This window comes from Ideonella sp. P3_A4 (genome assembly GCF_056403075.1).
Window position 1 is genome coordinate 1 of sequence record NZ_JBFUGE010000020.1, and the last position, 16,823, is coordinate 16,823.

A 16,823-nucleotide genomic window follows, 5' to 3' on the forward strand; every position below is an offset into this window, starting at 1 on the left:
CGCGCACTCAAGGGCTCGCTGCACACCACCGCGCGCACCGCGGCGTGTCGATTCGCCGCGATGGACATGCCCATGCCTGTCCCGCACACCAGGATCGCACGCTCGATATCGCCGCCTTCGATAGCGCGCCCCACGGCGTGTGCGAAGTCGGGGTAGTCACATGAGTCGCTCGCGAGATCGGGGTCGGGCCTCTCATCGCAACACCGCACCATCGGACGCTAGTGATGTTGCAATGCAAGGCCCAACACCGCCTTGGCGACACAGCCCTGGAAGGGAGGCGGCAGATGATCTCGACCGGCCGGCATCCGCGGCACCGCGCGGACCACCGAAGCGCGCTGCCTCGGCGAGGAGGGCTGCCGCGTTGCTACAGCCATCTGCCGGGCAAAGGTTGAACTGCTCAGTCCTCTGCCCAAATGAGCAGGACTACTGCTGGCGCCGCCGGCTTCGGAGTGGCTGGCGTAAACACAGGAGGCAGCACAGTTGGATCCGCGCCGATGTCAGGTACGAGGAACGGGATGACGGCATCAACGTTCTCGACGATTCGACTCATCCATCTTGCTCCGGGGTTGGTCGCCCTGATGATGTCCTTGCGGGCATCGGCCTCCTGCCGGTTGCTGCAGATTTCGATTGAAAGTTGCACCATGAGCTACTCCCAGCTTACTTGCATGCCGCACTTGATCCGACGGCAGCAGCCATTGCCGCGCGGATGTGGGGATTCTGGCCAAGCATCGTCCTAAAGCTGGACGTGTCGGAGGCACCCTTGACTAGGAACTGGAAGTCCTTGAGCGCCCCGCTGCCGTTGGCATCCGCGAACAGTTGGTCGCGCTTGGCAGGGATGAGGCTACCTTGCGGTGCAATGCAGCTCATGATGTTGGCAGCGTCGTCCGTTACCGTCCTGATCATGTTCTTCTTTGCCAACTCGACCCGGGTCTCGGCTAGGATGGCTTTCTCCATGACCAAGGCATTGATCAAGCGTTGGCAATAGGCCCGCGAATCCAGTTCCTGTGCCCTGACTTGTGCATCTTCCGATATCTTGTTAGACGTGATGACAGACATGCAACTGTCGACGACATAGTCCTTGTTGAGCACTGTCACGACGATGTCCTTCACCGCGCCAGACAGAGCAACGGTCGCATCCTTGCTCAATGCCGCGCGCGGAGTTGGCGTGCTGAACTCAGAGTCGCCGGTCGTCCCCGCCGCGCTCGAGGCCGACGACGAGTCCGGTGTCTTCGCGATTTCGGCCGTCACGCTCTGCGCGTTGTCGTAGACGCGTTGGTTCAATTCGACTCGCGCCTCGACTGCCCTCAGGCTTGCTGCGGCCGCATCCCGCATGCTGCGACGATATGCAACCTCGGACTTCGCAAGCGCGACTTTCTCCTCATCGCGCGTCTCAGCGTCCTCTAGCGTCGACAGCGCCGCTTCGGCCCGGACGACGGCGGCTTCCGCCAGTGTGTGCTTCTCGCTGGCTGCGGCTTGCTCCGCCTTCGACTCCTCGAGTCGCTTGAGGGCACGAGCCTCGTGAGCGCTTGCCTCAGCAAATAGCTTCGAGTTGTTGAGCGCAGTGGCGAATGAATTGGAGCTGCTGGACCCAGTGAGGGATGCTTGGTTTGCCGCCACAGCTCCGGTGAGTTGCTCAACGGCCAGTATTACTGCCGTTAGGTCCTGGCTTCTGTTCAACAAGGTGACCACCTGCGCTTCACCTACGCCGCCGTTTGCATACGCCTCGCACATGCGGTAAAGCGCGTCGCGCATCAAAGTTATGGACTGGGTGCGCAAGCCAATGCTGGCGGCCGTGCTCTGGCCACCGCCAGATACAGATACGGACCCCTTCGCCGGTGCACTGGCCCCCACCCCCAGTGCAGCGGCATAGGCAGCCAATGCATCAGGGCTAGGCTCGGCGCAATATTTTCCGAGTTTGTTGACGATCAAGAGCCGTTGCTGGACATCCAAGTGGATCGCCTTCGGATCCCCCAGCGCGGTCGTTCTATCAATGGTGTTTAGGTTGGCACAGCCAGAAATCATTGCCACGCCAGCAGATGCAGCGATGGCGGCCACTAGCCTACGGACCATTGGCTTCTGCAGCACTTGGATCTCCTCACGTTCGGACAGGATGGTCACGGCCTTCGTGACCTCAATACCGACTAGCGTCCCGGGACCCAGGTTTGTCCTTGACGTGGGCAACGCCGTCAGCGCTCCTGCGCGCTGCTCATCCTATTTGGGGCGTGGCCAAGCTGCTTAATCAATGTTGCGGATGAGCGGCGGGCATCCCACATGCTACGGAGCCACGACGAGGGGCTCGCCAGCTGGTGCAGGTTGGGAAGTCCAGTCGAACGTTGCTTCCATCAGCCAAGTCCGTCGGCACGATCCACCACTCCAACATTTGCAAGAGTGGCAAATGGCAGTTGACTGGCCGATTCATCCTGGATGAAGGTCCAAGGAAGTTCGGGGCTTCCGAATGTGTGCCTGGAAGCGGATCCGAGCGGCAATTTCGGGATGGCGAGATAAATACAGCGTATGTCTCTTCAGGGGCCGGTACCGCAAGTTCGTGTAATGGCGAACGGGCGGCCGCGCAGCGCGCATCACACGCCTACCTGCCACGGTAGCAGTACCTCGGACAGCTGCCGTTCGAGTCGGCGCCGGTCACCGTGCTCTATGACCGCTTGGTATCAGTCAGCATGAGTAGACCCACCCGGACCCCACAGTCCGCAACCGCCGCAAAGCGGCCACGCCCCCCCGCATGCCGTTTCAAGCCAGATTGATCTTCGCCACACGCGCCGCGTGCCGCCCGCCTTCGAACGTGGCGCCAAGGAACGCGTCCACGATGTCGATCGCCGTGCCTTCGCCCACGACGCGCGCGCCGATGCAAAGCACGTTGGCGTCATTGTGTTGGCGGGACATCCGCGCACTCAAGGGCTCGCTGCACACCACCGCGCGCACCGCGGCGTGTCGATTCGCCGCGATGGACATGCCCACGCCTGTCCCACACACCAGGATCGCACGCTCGATGTCGCCGCGTTCGATGGCGCGCCCCACGGCGTGTGCGAAGTCGGGGTAGTCACACGAGTCGCTCGTGGTGGTGCCGAACTCGCGCACGGCGACGCCGCGCTTCTCGAGCTCTGCCACCAAGGTGCGTTTCAGCGCCAGGCCCGCGTGATCAGAGGCCACGCCCAGTGGTTGTTTGGTCATGATCGATTCCCCGTCTTCTGCGTGCGTCTCACGCCACCGCATAGTCGACAACCAGCACATCGGCCAACCACGGCTTCAACTCGCGCACGAAGGCCAGGTGCGCCGAATGAGGCAGGTAGATGTCGCGGGCGGCTTCGTCGTCGAAGGTGACGAGAAAGCAATGCGTGAACCCCTTGTCCAGCTGCTCCGGGCTGGCGTTGGGGCCCCACTCCAGCGAGCGCACTTGCGGGATCTGCGTGGCCAACGAGACGAATGCGGCGGTCAGCTCAGCGCGACGCTCGGTGGTGGCTTCTTCGGAAAACTTCAACAAGACAACGTGTCGGATCATGGTGGCTACATTCAGCGCTTCTCTACAGGCGGCGCAGGGTATCACCCGACACCGGATGGCTGAAGACGCAGGCTTGGCGAGTCCGCCCCCGAGGGAATCAAGGAACTCGGGAACGGCCCTTCATTCCTTGACAGGCGCCCGAGGCTCCGATGCTGCACGCTCGGCCGCTGTGCGCAGCGGCACGGCGACGATGGCCGTGGGCTGCAGGGCCTCGGGTTGCCGGATCGTGCCGTCGGGCTGGTAGGCCGCCACATACGAATTGGCGATCACGTGCAGGGCATCGCCCACCACCACGCCGGTGGTGGGCTCCGCGAACGCCGGATGGTGGTGCGACTGCAGCACCGTGAGCCCGCGGATGCGCTGCCCGTCTTCCGACAACGCAATGCGCACCACGCGGCCCGGGTTGGTCGTGTTCTGCACGCCGACCAGATCGCCCTCGTGCCAGTACAGGCCGTCGATGCCGCCCGTGGCCACGTCGTCCGGCTGCGGCAGCCGCATCGTGTGGCCCGTCAGCGAGTTCACACGCGCAATGCCGGTGGACAGCGTCACGTAGACGCTGCCGTTTGGAGAGACCGCCACGCCATTGGCACCGCGCAGGCCCCCTGCTTCGCCGACGCGCAGAAAGCGCCGCTCGCCGGGACGATGCACCCACAGCGAGCCCGCGGCGGAATCGGTGACGAACAAGGTGCCATCGCGCCCGAACGCCAGATCGTTGAGCTGAACGGCCTCGGGCACCGCCATCCGCTGGATCACGCGGCCCTTCGCCAAGCTCCAACACACCACCTCGTTGCGGCGCTGCTGCTGAGCCGCCTGCTCGAAGCCATTGGTGCTGACGGCGCACAGGCGGTCGCGCGGCGCGTCGACCGCGAGCCCCAGCACGGCCTCCAGGCGGTCTGCGTCGCTGGTGAAGTCGCGCAGCTTGCCGCGCGCGTCGATCGCCACGATCTTGCGTTGCGCGATGCTGCCCACGTAGTGCACCTTGCGCCTGATGTCGTAGGCGATGCCTTCGGGGATCAGGCGGGGATCCTGAAGCCGCATGAGCACCGGAGCTTCAGCGGTGGCGGGCTCGTCTTCGATCAAACGGCGGCGCACTGTCTGGAAGTCCGGATGCTCCCAGACCAGGTCGAAGCCTGCATCCTTGGGTGGCACCAGGCCCAGCTGCCGCCCGACCAGCTGCTTGAGCGCGGCGACGGCTGGCTCGGCCTGGCCCATCGAGGCCAGGGTCATGGCTTCGTAGTAGACCAACAGGCCGTCGCCCGGTCGCTCCACTTTCAGCTCGCGGATGCGCTGCAGCTGGCGCTCCAGTGGCGTGGGGTTGGTCGCCGCGGAGGAAGCTGCGGACGCAGCGGCGGACGGAGCCGCGGACGAAGCGGGTTCGGCAGGCGCGGAGGCCGCCGCAGCTGGCTCATCCGTGGCCGCGGCCGCGGCAGCGGTTCCGGTAAGGGCGCCGCAGACGRCCAGGGCGAAGTGCAGCAAGAGCAGGTGCTTCATCGTGGGCGCAGCATAGTCAGGCCCTCGGGCCCCTGGCAGTCGGGCTCACCCGGGGGCTTGCTGCGCACCGCAGCGTCGAGTCAATCCGCCGCCACCACCACCCTGACCCCCAGCGCCTCTACATCCGGCCACGGCCGGTCGCTGACCAGCGTGTGCACATCGGACCAGCGCGCCACGCCGAAAGGCGACACGTTGTGCAGCTTCGAGTGATCGGCCAGCACCAGCGTGCGTGAGGCGGCGGCGATCATCGCGCGCTTGGTGGCGGCGTCGGCCTCGTCGGTCACTGTCACGCCCATCGCCAGGTCGACCGAGCAGGCGCCAGGCACGGCCCAGTCTGCACGGCAGTTCAGCAGCATCTCGCGTGCGGCCGGGCCCCACAGCGCGCGCGATTGCGTGTGCCAGGTGCCGCCGGTCAGTACCAGTTGAACGCCAGGGTCCTGGTCGAACAGGGCCGCCACATCCAGCGAGTTGGTGATCACCGTGACCGGTCGCACTGTCAGCGCCCGCGCCAGGCTTAGTGAGGTCGACCCCGCGTCGATGATCACCGTCTGGCCCTGCTCGATCAGCTCAGCGCCGGCGCGGCCGATCGCGCGCTTGGCATCGGCCAGCACGCTCGAGCGCTCGGCAAAGTTCAGCCGCGCCGTGTCCAGCGACACCGCGCCGCCATGGGTCTTGTGCAGCGCGCCTTGGGCTTGCAGATCGAGCAGGTCGCGGCGGATCGTGTGCTCAGAGACACCGAGCATTCGAGCAAGACCGAGCACTTCCACGCGCCCCTTGTCTTGCAACTGCTTCAGGATGCGGGCGTGGCGCTCTTCGCTGAACCGCGGAGGCAACTTCGGCTGTCGGGTCATTCGGCGATTCTACTTGGCCGCACTGCCCCACCATGCTCTAATGTGCTCGATTTTGAATAAATTTGCTCGATCACTGATGAGCAGGAGCAACGCTTGACCGACTCTCCCTCCCCCGTCCGCCGCGCCGAGCACTGGGCTTGCGCGGCGGTCTTCTTTGTCAATGGATTCGGGTTCGCGAGCTGGGTCTCGCGCATTCCGGCCGTGCGCGACGCGCTGCTGCTGACCGAGAGCCAGCTCGGCATGGCGTTGCTGGCCATGGGGGTCGGCGCACTGTGCTCGTTTCAGCTCGCCGGCCGTGGCCTGGGCTACCTGAGCGCACGCACGCTGACGCTGGCCACCGGTTTTCTGTATTGCTACGCGCTGCCGCAACCGGTGATGGTCGGTTCCTTGCCGGTGCTGGCGTTGACGCTGTTTCTGCTCGGCGCAACCAGCGGCGCGATGGACGTCGCCATGAACGCGCTGGCGGTCGAGGTCGAGGCGCGGCAGGGCAAACCCATCATGTCGGGCCTGCACGGGCTGTGGAGTGCCGGGGGCCTGTGCGGCGCGAGCCTGGGCGGGCTGATGGCGCAGCAAGGCGTATCGCCGTCAGCACACATCATCGGTGTGGCCTGTGCGTTGGCGGTGGTCCTGTTGATTGCACGCCAGTGGCTGCCCGACCTTCCGGCCAATCCGGCCGAAGCCGGGCCGCGCTTTGCGTTCCCCGAGCCCGCGATGCTGGGCCTGGGCGCAATCGTGTGCTGCGCGTTCCTGATCGAGGGCGCGATGGCCGACTGGAGCGCGGTCTACCTGAAGGACACGCTCGGCACCACCGCGGCCAAGGCGGCGCTGGGCTACGCCGCCTTCTCGTTCGCGATGATGGGCTTGCGGCTGGCCGGCGACAGGATCGTCGCGCGCTGGCGCGCTGCGAACCTGCTGCGCCTGGCCAACGCCGCAGCGGCGGCGATGATGGCGCTGGCCATCGCGACGCAGCACACCGTGCTGACGATGATCGCTTTCGTGCTGGTCGGGCTCGGGGTCGCGGTGGTGGCACCGCTGGTCTTTGGCGCCGCGGCGCGCCGCTCGCAGCACAGCCCTGGCCACGGCATTGCAGCGATGGCCACGCTGGGCTACGGCGGCTTTCTGATGGGCCCGCCGGCGATCGGCTGGCTGGCCCACCTGACCAGCCTGCGCATGGCGCTGCTGCTGGTCGCCCTGCTGGCCACAGCGATCGCCTTGCTGTCGCGCCATCTCGACGAGCCCGCTCCGCAGCCTTCAGCATGACGTGCCGCGACGCTGTTATGCTGCGGCTCGTGAACACGCGCCTGCACAGCCCGCTCTCGCTGCGACGAAATGCCCGACGACTGATCGTCGAGCGGACTCGTCCAGCCTGAACGTCGCCCTCTAGCAGACCGGCGTTTACTCCCAAGGCCACGAGACCCCTCGTGGCCTTTGTTGTTTCTGGCGCGTGCCCACTCTTGCAGAGGGCGCGAGTGCCCAGGGCAGCGGTCGCCGCGTCGGTGTCTGGTGGTTGCTTTCTCACCTCCTTCCCAGGAATGCAACCGTGCTGACGACGACTGAACCGACGACCCAACCGCCCCCGCCCGCCAACGTCTCCGCTCCGCCCAAGCAGCGAGCCTTTGCCGACTTCCCTGTGCAGGCGCTGATGCCCTTCACGCAGCGCCCGCCAGTGGTTTTCACCGAAGGCCGCGGCAGCTGGCTGCAAGATTCGCAAGGCCGCCGCTACCTCGACCTGGTGCAGGGCTGGGCCGTCAACACGCTGGGCCACGCGCCGCCCGAGATCGCCCGTGCGCTCGCCGACCAGGCCGGCCGCCTGCTGCATGTGGGCCCGGGCCTGCACAACGCGCCGGCGATCGAGCTGGCCGATCGGCTGACGAGCTTGAGCGGACTCGAGCGCTGCTTTCTCGCCAGCAGCGGCGCGGAGGCGAACGAAGGTGCGATCAAACTGGCGCGCAAGTTCGGGCGCAAGAAGCGCGGCGGTGCGCACGAGATCATCACCTTCCGCAACGCCTTCCACGGCCGCACGCTGGCCACGATGAGCGCCAGCGGCAAGCCCGGCTTCGACACGATGTTCGCGCCGCAGGTGCCGGGCTTTCCGAAGGCAACGCTGAACGACATCGGCTCGGTCACTGAACTGATCGGCCCCGGCACCGTGGCGGTGATGCTGGAGCCGATCCAGGGCGAGGCCGGCGTGATCGAGGCGACGCCGGACTTCCTGCGTGCACTGCGGCGCTTGTGCAGTGAACTGGGCCTGCTGCTGATCGTCGACGAGGTGCAGACGGGCATCGGCCGCACCGGTACGCTGTTCGCGCATGAGCAGGCCGGCATCACGCCCGACGTGATGACGCTGGGCAAGGGCTTGGGTGGCGGCGTGCCGATCGCGGCGCTGTTGGCCAAGGACGAGGTCTGCTGTTTCGAACCGGGTGACCAGGGTGGCACCTACACCGGCAACCCGCTGGTCTGCGCGGCCGCGTTGGCGGTGCTGCAGGTCGTCACGACGCCGGGTTTTCTGGCGGCGATGAACGAGCGCGCCGTGCACTTTCGCGACGGGCTGGACGCCTTGGCGCTGCGCGAAGGTGGCCCGCTCTGCAGCGGCCAGGGCCTGTTGTTGGCGCTCGAACTGCCGCAGCCCGGCCGCGCGCAGCGGCTGGCCGACGCATTGCGCGAGCGCCCCGGCCAGGGCATGCTGCTGAACGCGGTGCGGCCCGAACGCCTGCGCCTGATGCCGGCGCTGAACGCCAGCCCACAAGACCTGGCGCTGGCGCTGGCCTGGTTGGACGAGGCATTGCGCACGTTTGCCTGAACTGTGCGTTCGGGCGCCAGTTCGGCGTAAGTTGGTGCTGCTGATATCGCAGCCCGCTCTCTTCTCCGCACTGCCGCCGCCCTCATGCCGCTCACAGAAAGCCCGTGGCTCAGCCGCACCCGTCGCCACGGGCCCGGGGCGGCGGTGGCGCTGCTGTTGCTGGTGCTGTGGGGGCTGGTGCTGTGGTTTTCGGTCGCGCAGCAGCGCCGGCTGCTGGATGAATCCGAACGGGCGCTGGCTCTCACCGACCGTGCGCTGGCCGGCCAGACCGATGCGCTGTTGAGCGGCGCGCAAGGCGATCTGCTGGTGATCGAGCAATGGCTGCGCCAGCGCGCGGATCGGTCGGCCATGCCGGCGGTGTCCGACGATCCCGGCCTGCGCCGGCTGATCCGGACGATGGACGAAGCCAACCAGGGGGGCTTGCTGCTCGGGTTGGTCGACACGAGCGGCCGCATCGTGCTGCCCGGCAGCGCTGGGGAACAGTTGCGACCGCTGGCGATGGCACCGCTGGACGCGTCCGGCGAGTTGCCTGTCGAAGGCGGCAGCCGCTTCGGCCTTTACCCGGCGCTGGACGGCGCGGCCGGCATGCGCCGCGTCTGGCCGCTGCTGCTGCACACCGATGCCGGTGCGGCCGGCGGCGTCGGCGCCATCGTGGCGCTGATCAACCTCGACCGCCTGGCGGGGCTGCACGAGTCGCTGCGCCAGCGGCCTGCCGGCACCGTCGTGCTCATCCGCAGTGACGGGCTGGTGATCAGCCGCGTGCCCGAGTTGCCCAGGCTGGTGGGGCGCAACATGCTGGCGGCGGACAGCGCCGTCGGCCGCATGCTGGGGCGAGACGAAGGCACCACTACCTACAGCGGCAGCGCGACCGACGGCGTGCGACGCCTGGTGGCCTTCCGCCGCGTCAGCAACTTTCCGGTCAGTGCGCTGGTGACGCAAGCCGTCGACGACGCGCTGACCACGTACCACGAGCGGCGCCGGTTGGTGATCGGCCTGTGCGCCCTGTTGACGACGCTGATCGCTGCGCTGGCCTGGGTGCTGGCGCGCGCCCGGCGCAGCGACCGCGTGCGTCAGGCGCAGCTGGCCGCCGTCAGCGACGAAGCACCGATCGGCATGTTTCGCGCCGGGCCGGACGGGCAGCTGACCTACGTCAACGAGGCCTATCTGAGGATCCACCAGATGGCGCGCGCCGACGCGGCCGACGGCTGGCTGCAGTTGCTACCGCCGGCGGCGCGCGGCCCTGCCCGCCTGGCATGGACGCGCACGGTGACGGGCCGGGAGCCGACGGACGTCAAGCGCCGGCTGCACCGGCCCGACGGCAGCGTCATCCTGGTCGCCGTCAACAGCCGGCCGGTGGTCGTCGACGGGCAGGTGGTCGGCCATGTCGGCACGGTGGCCGACATCACCGAGCAGGCGCGCGCCCAGAAGGCCTTGCGCACGCTGACTGCGATCTTCGACGCCACCACCGACTACGTCGTGCAGACCGACTTCAGCGGTCGATTGACCTACATGAACCCGGCCGCGCGGCGCCGCAAGGGCATTGCGCCGGATGCGCCGATCGAGCACCTGCGGGTCGACGAGATCAACCCGCCCGACATGGTCGACAAGCACCGGCGCGAGATCGTGCCGACGGCCATCGCCCACGGCGTGTGGATCGGCGAGACGATCCAGTGGGACGCCGAGCGGCGTGAGGTGCCGGTCAGCCACATCGTGATCGCGCACCGCGGCGCCGACGGGCGGGTCGAGTACTTCAGCGGCATCATGCGCGACATCACGGCCGAGAAGGCCGGCCGGCAGGCGCAGCAACGCAGCGATGCCATCCTGCGTTCGGTGGCCGAGACCATCCCGGCGATCGTGGCGGTGCTCGACAACGAGCAGCGTTACCGCTTCACCAACACCGCCTTCGAGCAGTGGCGCGGCGTGGCGCGCGAACAGATGGTGGGCCGCACGATCCGCGAGGTGCTGGGCGAGGCCGACTACGCGCGCAGCCTGCCATTCATCGAGCGTGCGCTGGCTGGCGAAACGGTGGTCTTCGAGCGCGGCTACCCGGGCGGCAGCAGCAATGCCGAGCGGCACCTAAAGGTCAGCTACATCCCGCTGCGCCTGGTCGACGGCCGCCTGGACGGCTTCATCGGCCTGGCGCAGGACATCACCGAACACCGCATCGAGGAGGCGAGGCTGCGCAGCCTGAGCCGTGTCGACGCGCTGACAGGCGCCCTCAACCGCGCCGGCTTCGAACACGCGCTCGAGCAGCGCTCGCGCCTCGCCGCGCGGCCGCTGTGCGCGCTGCTCTATATCGACCTGGACCGCTTCAAACAGATCAATGACCAGCACGGCCACCCGACCGGCGACGAGGTGCTGCGCATCTTTGCGCAGCGGCTGCGCCATGTGGTGCGAGACGGTGACGCCATCGCGCGGCTGGGTGGCGACGAGTTCGCGGTGCTGCTGGACGATGTGCGTGGTGCAGGCAATGCCGAGGCGGTGGCGGAGAAGGTGCTGGCCGCAGCGACCGAGCCGGTCGCCATCGAAGACTTGCTGCTGCATTTCGGCGCCAGCGTCGGTATCGCGCTGTGGCCGCCGGGCGACCTGCAGTGGCCGGCATTGATCGAACGGGCCGACCGCCAGCTCTACCGCGCCAAGGCTGAAGGCCGCGGGCGCTACGCCCTGGACAGTTGACGCACCGCGCGTGGCGCTTGGCTGCGCAGCTTCGATCCGGCCGTGTCGGCGCTTGCTTCGGCTGCTTTTCTCGAGCAGGCGGCACCGTGATACCGCTACCACGGCCGATTCGCTGGCGGCGATATACGAAATTCGAGCCACGTGCACGTTTCCACGCCATCTGGCGGGAAGTTCACACGCTTATCAAGCTCTCCCTACAAGAACCCATCGTCGATAAACGAGGCTGTGCGGGTTCTCCCTAGATATTTGGCGGAGCTCTTCTTTTTTCCGCACAAGATCAACGGAGACGGAGTGATGGGTACTTTCTTGAACTTGAAGATTGGCGTGAGGCTTGGCCTGATGGTCACCGGCATGCTGTTGATGATGGCCGCGATGACGGGTGCCGGCATGTGGGGCTTGAATTCGCTCTTCAGCATGACCCGGCAGACGCTGGAGCAGGACGTGGCGCTGGCCCAGCACGCGGCCGACCTGCAGATCCTGGTGCTGCAAGAGCGCCGCTTCGAGAAGGACAGCTTCATCAACCTGGCCGACGCCGACAAGCGCAACGGCTACGTGAAGAAGTGGAAGGACGCCGGGGCCAAGCTGCAGGCCACGCTGGCCAAGGCCCAGGCGCTGAACCTGCCGGACCAGGACAAGAAAGACCTGGTGCAGATCGGCGACAGCTACAAGGCTTATGCCGACGGCTACACCGGCACGATGGCGGCCATTGACGGCGGCCAGCTCACCTCGACGCAAGACGCCAACGCCGCGTTGGGCAAGTTCAAGGAATCGGTGCTCGGCATGGAAAAGGCCGTCGACGCGGTGAACGAGCGCGCGATGCAGCGCGCCGGCGCCGTGATCGGTGTGATCGACGGTGTGCGTGGTCGCAGCGCGTCGATCCAGATYGGCCTGACCCTGCTCGGCATGCTGCTGGCCGCGGTCAGTTGCTGGTACGTGACCCGCACCATCACCCGCCCGCTGGCGCTGGCCGTGAAGGCAGCCGAGACGGTGGCCGCAGGCGACCTGACCTCGAACATCAGCGCACGCTACCGCGACGAGACCGGCCAGTTGCTGGCCGCGCTGCAGCGCATGAACACCAGCCTGGTCGACATCGTCGGCCAGGTGCGCGGCGCCAGCGAGTCGATCGCCACCGGCTCGACGCAAATCGCCAACGGCAACGCCGACCTGAGCCAGCGCACCGAAGAACAAGCCAGCAACCTGCAGCAGACCGCCGCGTCGATGGAGGAGCTGACGGCCACCGTCAAGCACAACGCCGACACCGCGCGCCAGGCCACCCAGCTGGCCGCAGGCGCATCCGAAGTGGCTGTGCAGGGCGGCACGATGGTTGGCCAGGTCGTGCAGACCATGGACGACATCAGCGCCAGCTCGAAGAAGATCGCCGACATCATCGGCGTGATCGATGGCATCGCGTTCCAGACGAACATCCTGGCGTTGAACGCCGCGGTGGAAGCAGCGCGCGCCGGTGAACAAGGCCGCGGCTTCGCGGTGGTGGCSGGYGAAGTGCGTTCGCTGGCCCAGCGCAGCGCCAATGCCGCCAAGGAGATCAAGACCCTGATCGGCGAGAGCGTCGAGAAGGTCGACAACGGCACCCGCCTGGTCGCCGACGCCGGCCAGACCATGGACAACATCGTCAACCAGGTCAAGCATGTCAGCGACCTGATCAACGAAATCAGCAACTCCAGCCTCGAGCAAAGCAGCGGCATCGGCCAGATCGGTCTGGCCGTCACCCAGCTCGACACCGTCACGCAGCAGAACGCCGCGCTGGTGGAAGAAAGTGCGGCAGCCGCTGAAAGCCTGAAGCACCAGGCCGGCAACCTGGCCGACATGGTGGCGGTGTTCAAGCTCGCGGCCTGAGCACCTTCGACCAAAGAAAACGGGCGCCCTCGCGGGCGCCCGTTTTGCTTGAGCTGACGCTGGATCAGCGCTTCTTCAGCAGCTCGTTGACCGCCGCTTCGGTCTGCAGGTCGCGGCCGGTGGCCAGCAGGGCCGGATCGTGCGGGACCTTGATGTCCGGCTCGATCAGCGCCTTCTCCATGAACTCACCCTTCGCGTCGCGGAAGCCGACCTCGGGGATGCCGAAGTACAGCGTGCCGTCCTGCAGCGTCTCCCACCACACGGCCGTGCCGGTGCCGGCCACTGGCATGCCCAGCAGCTTGCCGACACCGAGCTTGCGGTAGGTCCACGGGAACAGGTGCGCGTCGGAGTAGTTGCTCTCGCTCATCAGCACGATCGACGGCTTGACCCACTTGCCGGTCGGCTCCCAGCCCAGCTGCTGGCCGCGCGGCAGGAACTCCAGGTACTGCTTGCCGGACAGGAAGGTGGCCAGTTCGTCGTGCAGGTTGCCGCCGCCGTTGAAGCGGGTGTCGACGATCAGCGCCTCCTTGCCGCTGTGGCGGCCGAGCACCTCCGAGAACACGTCGCGGTAGCTGTCATCGTCCATGCCACGCACGTGCACGTAGCCCAGGCGACCGTTCGACAGCTTCTCGACCATCTCGCGCTCGGTCTTGACCCAGCGCTTGTAGAGCAGCTCATTCTGCTCAGGCAGCGGGATGGGCTTGACGACCTGCTCGAAGCGCTTGTTCTTCGCCGGATCGAACACGCTCAACTCGATGCGCTTGCCTGCCTTCTGGTTCAGCAATGAGTCGACCTCGGCACCGGCCGCGATGGCCACGCCGTCGATCTTCTCGATCACCATGCCCGCCTTCAGCGTGACCTTGGCGTTGACCAGCGGCCCGCCTTCGATCACCTCGGCGATCTTCAGGCCGGCACCGGTGTAGGCCTCGTCGTAGAACGCGCCCAATGCGGCGGTAGCGTCGGCGTCCTTCGGATGCGCGCGGTAGCCCGAGCCGGTGTGCGACACGTTCAGCTCGCCCAGCATCTCGCTCATCGCCTCGGCGAAGTCGTGGTTGTCGGCGATGAACGGCAACTGGCGCTCGTAGACCTTGCGGTAGTAGGCCCAGTCAACGCCGCCCATGTCGGCCACGTAGAGCTTCTCGCGCGTCTGGCGCCAGATGTGCTCGAACATCTCTTGCCGCTCGGCCGTGCGGTCCAGGCGCATCTCGGCGCTGAACTCCATCGGCTCGGCCTTGATCTCGCCCTCTTCCTTCGGCACCTTGAACTTCTTGATGCCACCGCCGACGAGCACGAAGCCGTTCTCGCCCTTCGCGTCAAGCTGCAGGTCGAAGGACTCCCCCTCGCCGCGCTCGGCCTTGCCGGCCGGGAACTCGGCGACCTTCTTGACCGCCTTCTGCCGCGGCTTGACCGACCACAGCTCGACGGCTTCGGCGGCCTGCACGAGATAGAACAGCGTCTCGCCGTCCGGCGTCAGGGCCGCGGCGCGCAGCGAGCCGGAGTTGGGCGTCAGGCGCACGACGCGGTCTTCAAGCCCCTCGCGCTCGACCTTGACCGGCTCGGGCAGCTTGATCGCTTCTTCGTCGTCTTCCTTGCCCTTCTTCTTGTCATCGGCCTTGCCCTTGTCTTTCTTGTCGTCGGCCTTCTTGTCGCCGTCTTTCTTGTCGTCCTTGTCTTCTTCCTGCTTCTTCAGCAGCGCGAACTCGCTCTTTTCCAGGTTGAAGCGGTCGAAGGCCTCCTGGGTCAGGAACATCTCGAACAGGTCGAAGTTCGCCGCGCCACCGGTGCCGTGCAGGCCCATGCGGTCGCTGTACCAGAGCAGGGACTTGCCGCCATTGGTGAACACGGGGTGGTTGTCTTCGTAGCCGCTCTTGGTCAGGTTCAGCAACGGGCCCTTGCCCTGTGCGTCGATCAGGCCGACCTCGTTGCTCCAGCGGTTGTGGTCGACGAAGTTGACCAGCAGCGACTTGCCGTCGGGCGACCAGTCGAACCACTGGTCGCCGTCGGAGTACGAATAGTTCATCGCACCGGCCAGCACCTCGCGCACCTTGCCGCTGGCGATGTTGAGCACCTTCAGCGTCGTGCGGCCTTCGAGGAAGGCCACTTCCTTGCCGTCAGGCGAGTAGCGCGGCTGGAAGTTTTCCTTGCCGTTCTTCAGCAGTGTCTTGACTGGCACGTTGGACGCGCTGAAGAAGTACGGCGTGTCCTTCTTCTTGCCCGTCAGGTGGGCCTCATAGAGGTTCCACGAGCCGTCGCGTTCACCCGCGAAGACCAGGTGGCGGCCGTCGGGGCTGAAGCTGAGCGAGCGCTCTTGCGCCGGCGTGTCGGTGATGCGGCGGGTGTCGCCGAACTCGGTCGACGCGACGAAGACTTCGCCACGCACGATGAAGGCCACTTCCTGCCCATCGGGGCTGACGGCGATCTCGGTGGCACCTTCGCTGAGCTTGACGTTCTCGATCCGGTCGACGCGGGTGTCGGCCGCGATCTGCACCGCCACCTTCTTCGGCTCGCCGGCGCCGGGGGCCAGCGTGTAGAGCTCGCCGTCGTAACCGAAGCTCAGCGTGCCGTTCTTGGCGATGCTCAGGAAGCGCACCGGGTTCTTCGTGAACTGGGTGACCTGGGTCGCTGCCTCGGGCTGGTTCAGCGGCATCTTCCAGACGTTGAACGAGCCGCTCTTTTCACTCAGGAAGTAGACCGACTGCTCATCCGGCGCCCAGACCGGGTTGCGGTCTTCGCCGCCGAAGTTGCTGAGTTGACGGTGCTGGCCGGTCTTCGCGTCGTACAGCCAGATGTCGCGCGCTACCGGCGAGACGTGATGCTTGCGCCACGCGTTTTCGTAGCCCTTCACGTCTTCATAGACGAGCTGCGTGCCGGCACCGTTGAACTGGCCGGCCATCGCCGGCGTGCTGAAGATCTGTGTCGGCCGCTTGCCGCCGTCCACCGAGACCTTGTAGAGCTCGCTCATCAGGCCGCTGGGGAATTGCACGTTGGTGCGCGAATCCATGCGCGTGGCCCTGAACAGCACTTCCTTGCCGTCCGGCGTGAACGACAGCGGCACCTCGCCGGCCGAATGCGTGGTCAGCCGGCGCGAAGGGCCACCTGCCGCATCGACCACGAAGACGTCGAAGTTGCCGTGGGTATCGCTTGCGTAGGCGATGTTGCGGCCATCGGCCGACCAGACCGGCGAGAAGCTGTGGTGGCCGTTGCCCACCAGCAGCCGCGCGACGCCACCGCCCGTGGGCACGACAAACAGGTTGCCCTGGAAGGCAAAGGCAATCTCCTGCCCGTTGGGCGAGATGGCCGAGTAGCGCAGCCACAGCGGGTCTTTCAGCGGGCCCAGCGGCGCGGCCGCGGCTTGCGCCTGAGTGGCCAGGGCCGTGGCCAGCATCAGCGCCGCCAGGCGGCAGGGGGTCAGACGTCGTGTCATGAGTTTTGGGGGGAGCGACGGTATTTGAAGGCCGCCAATATGCCTCACGGCGACGATGGAATTGCCCTCGGTCCGACGAAATGCGCCTTCGCGAGGATGAATCGCTGGTGCCCCCCTAACCCCACTTCGGGTGAACCCGAGGTTCCGCGGCCATCGGCTACTTAGTCGGTCTCCCCGCGCAAGCCCATGGGCCGGGCCATGGTTTGCGACCGC

12 protein-coding genes are annotated in these 16,823 nt (G+C 66.6%); 4 read left to right on the top strand and 8 right to left on the bottom strand.

Annotated elements, in window-relative coordinates:
- The 7 genes from AC1DYI_RS04425 to AC1DYI_RS04455 form a co-directional block, all read right to left on the bottom strand.
- Nucleotides 1-212: RpiB/LacA/LacB family sugar-phosphate isomerase (locus tag AC1DYI_RS04425; RefSeq protein WP_477202861.1), on the bottom strand; the 212-nt coding region annotated here is incomplete at its 3' end.
- Between the two features lie 185 nt (nt 213-397).
- Nucleotides 398-643, bottom strand: coding sequence for a hypothetical protein (locus AC1DYI_RS04430; protein WP_477202862.1), 246 nt, complete (start codon nt 641-643; stop codon nt 398-400).
- 14 nt (nt 644-657) lie between these two features.
- Nucleotides 658-2,118, bottom strand: a complete 1,461-nt coding sequence (locus AC1DYI_RS04435; protein ID WP_477202863.1) for a hypothetical protein — start codon at nt 2,116-2,118, stop codon at nt 658-660.
- Between the two features lie 627 nt (nt 2,119-2,745).
- Nucleotides 2,746-3,246 carry a ribose 5-phosphate isomerase B gene (gene rpiB, locus AC1DYI_RS04440; protein WP_477202864.1) on the bottom strand — a complete coding sequence of 167 codons (501 nt, stop codon included), beginning with the start codon at nt 3,244-3,246 and terminating at the stop codon, nt 2,746-2,748.
- Entirely contained in the window at nt 3,215-3,514 is a 300-nt protein-coding gene (locus tag AC1DYI_RS04445) for a Dabb family protein (RefSeq protein ID WP_477202865.1), read from the bottom strand. Before AC1DYI_RS04445 ends, rpiB begins: the two co-directional genes overlap by 32 nt.
- Before the next feature lie 120 nt (nt 3,515-3,634).
- On the bottom strand, nt 3,635-5,005 hold the full coding sequence (locus AC1DYI_RS04450) for a hypothetical protein (RefSeq protein WP_477202866.1): 1,371 nt from the start codon (nt 5,003-5,005) through the stop codon (nt 3,635-3,637).
- A gap of 80 nt (nt 5,006-5,085) precedes the next feature.
- A complete protein-coding gene (locus AC1DYI_RS04455; protein WP_477202867.1) occupies nt 5,086-5,856 on the bottom strand; it encodes a DeoR/GlpR family DNA-binding transcription regulator in 771 nt (256 codons plus the stop codon).
- Nucleotides 5,857-5,949: 93 nt separating this feature from the next.
- Between AC1DYI_RS04455 and AC1DYI_RS04460 the strand changes: the two genes are divergently transcribed.
- The 4 genes from AC1DYI_RS04460 to AC1DYI_RS04475 all read left to right on the top strand — a co-directional run bounded on the left by AC1DYI_RS04460 (nt 5,950) and on the right by AC1DYI_RS04475 (nt 13,186).
- Nucleotides 5,950-7,116: an MFS transporter gene (locus AC1DYI_RS04460; protein ID WP_477202868.1), complete on the top strand. Its 1,167-nt coding sequence runs from the start codon at nt 5,950-5,952 to the stop codon at nt 7,114-7,116.
- A gap of 382 nt (nt 7,117-7,498) precedes the next feature.
- Nucleotides 7,499-8,656: an aminotransferase class III-fold pyridoxal phosphate-dependent enzyme gene (locus AC1DYI_RS04465; protein ID WP_477202883.1), complete on the top strand. Its 1,158-nt coding sequence runs from the start codon at nt 7,499-7,501 to the stop codon at nt 8,654-8,656.
- 84 nt (nt 8,657-8,740) lie between these two features.
- Nucleotides 8,741-11,332 carry a diguanylate cyclase domain-containing protein gene (locus tag AC1DYI_RS04470; RefSeq protein WP_477202869.1) on the top strand — a complete coding sequence of 864 codons (2,592 nt, stop codon included), beginning with the start codon at nt 8,741-8,743 and terminating at the stop codon, nt 11,330-11,332.
- 306 nt (nt 11,333-11,638) lie between these two features.
- Nucleotides 11,639-13,186: a methyl-accepting chemotaxis protein gene (locus tag AC1DYI_RS04475; RefSeq protein WP_477202870.1), complete on the top strand. Its 1,548-nt coding sequence runs from the start codon at nt 11,639-11,641 to the stop codon at nt 13,184-13,186.
- A 64-nt stretch (nt 13,187-13,250) separates the two neighbouring features.
- Here AC1DYI_RS04475 and AC1DYI_RS04480 read toward each other — a convergent pair whose 3' ends face one another.
- Nucleotides 13,251-16,610, bottom strand: a complete 3,360-nt coding sequence (locus tag AC1DYI_RS04480) for a S41 family peptidase (protein ID WP_477202871.1) — start codon at nt 16,608-16,610, stop codon at nt 13,251-13,253.
- Between the last annotated feature and the right edge of the window lie 213 nt (nt 16,611-16,823).

Excerpts from the sequence above, each read along its gene's own strand:
- AC1DYI_RS04445 (WP_477202865.1), bottom strand. The coding sequence starts at position 3,514 with ATGATCCGACACGTTGTCTTGTTGAAGTTTTCCGAAGAAGCCACCACC.
- AC1DYI_RS04465 (WP_477202883.1), top strand. The coding sequence starts at position 7,499 with ATGCCCTTCACGCAGCGCCCGCCAGTGGTTTTCACCGAAGGCCGCGGC.
- AC1DYI_RS04480 (WP_477202871.1), bottom strand. The coding sequence starts at position 16,610 with ATGACACGACGTCTGACCCCCTGCCGCCTGGCGGCGCTGATGCTGGCC.
- AC1DYI_RS04430 (WP_477202862.1), bottom strand. The coding sequence starts at position 643 with ATGGTGCAACTTTCAATCGAAATCTGCAGCAACCGGCAGGAGGCCGAT.
- rpiB (WP_477202864.1), bottom strand. The coding sequence starts at position 3,246 with ATGTGCTGGTTGTCGACTATGCGGTGGCGTGAGACGCACGCAGAAGAC.
- AC1DYI_RS04455 (WP_477202867.1), bottom strand. The coding sequence starts at position 5,856 with ATGACCCGACAGCCGAAGTTGCCTCCGCGGTTCAGCGAAGAGCGCCAC.
- AC1DYI_RS04470 (WP_477202869.1), top strand. The coding sequence starts at position 8,741 with ATGCCGCTCACAGAAAGCCCGTGGCTCAGCCGCACCCGTCGCCACGGG.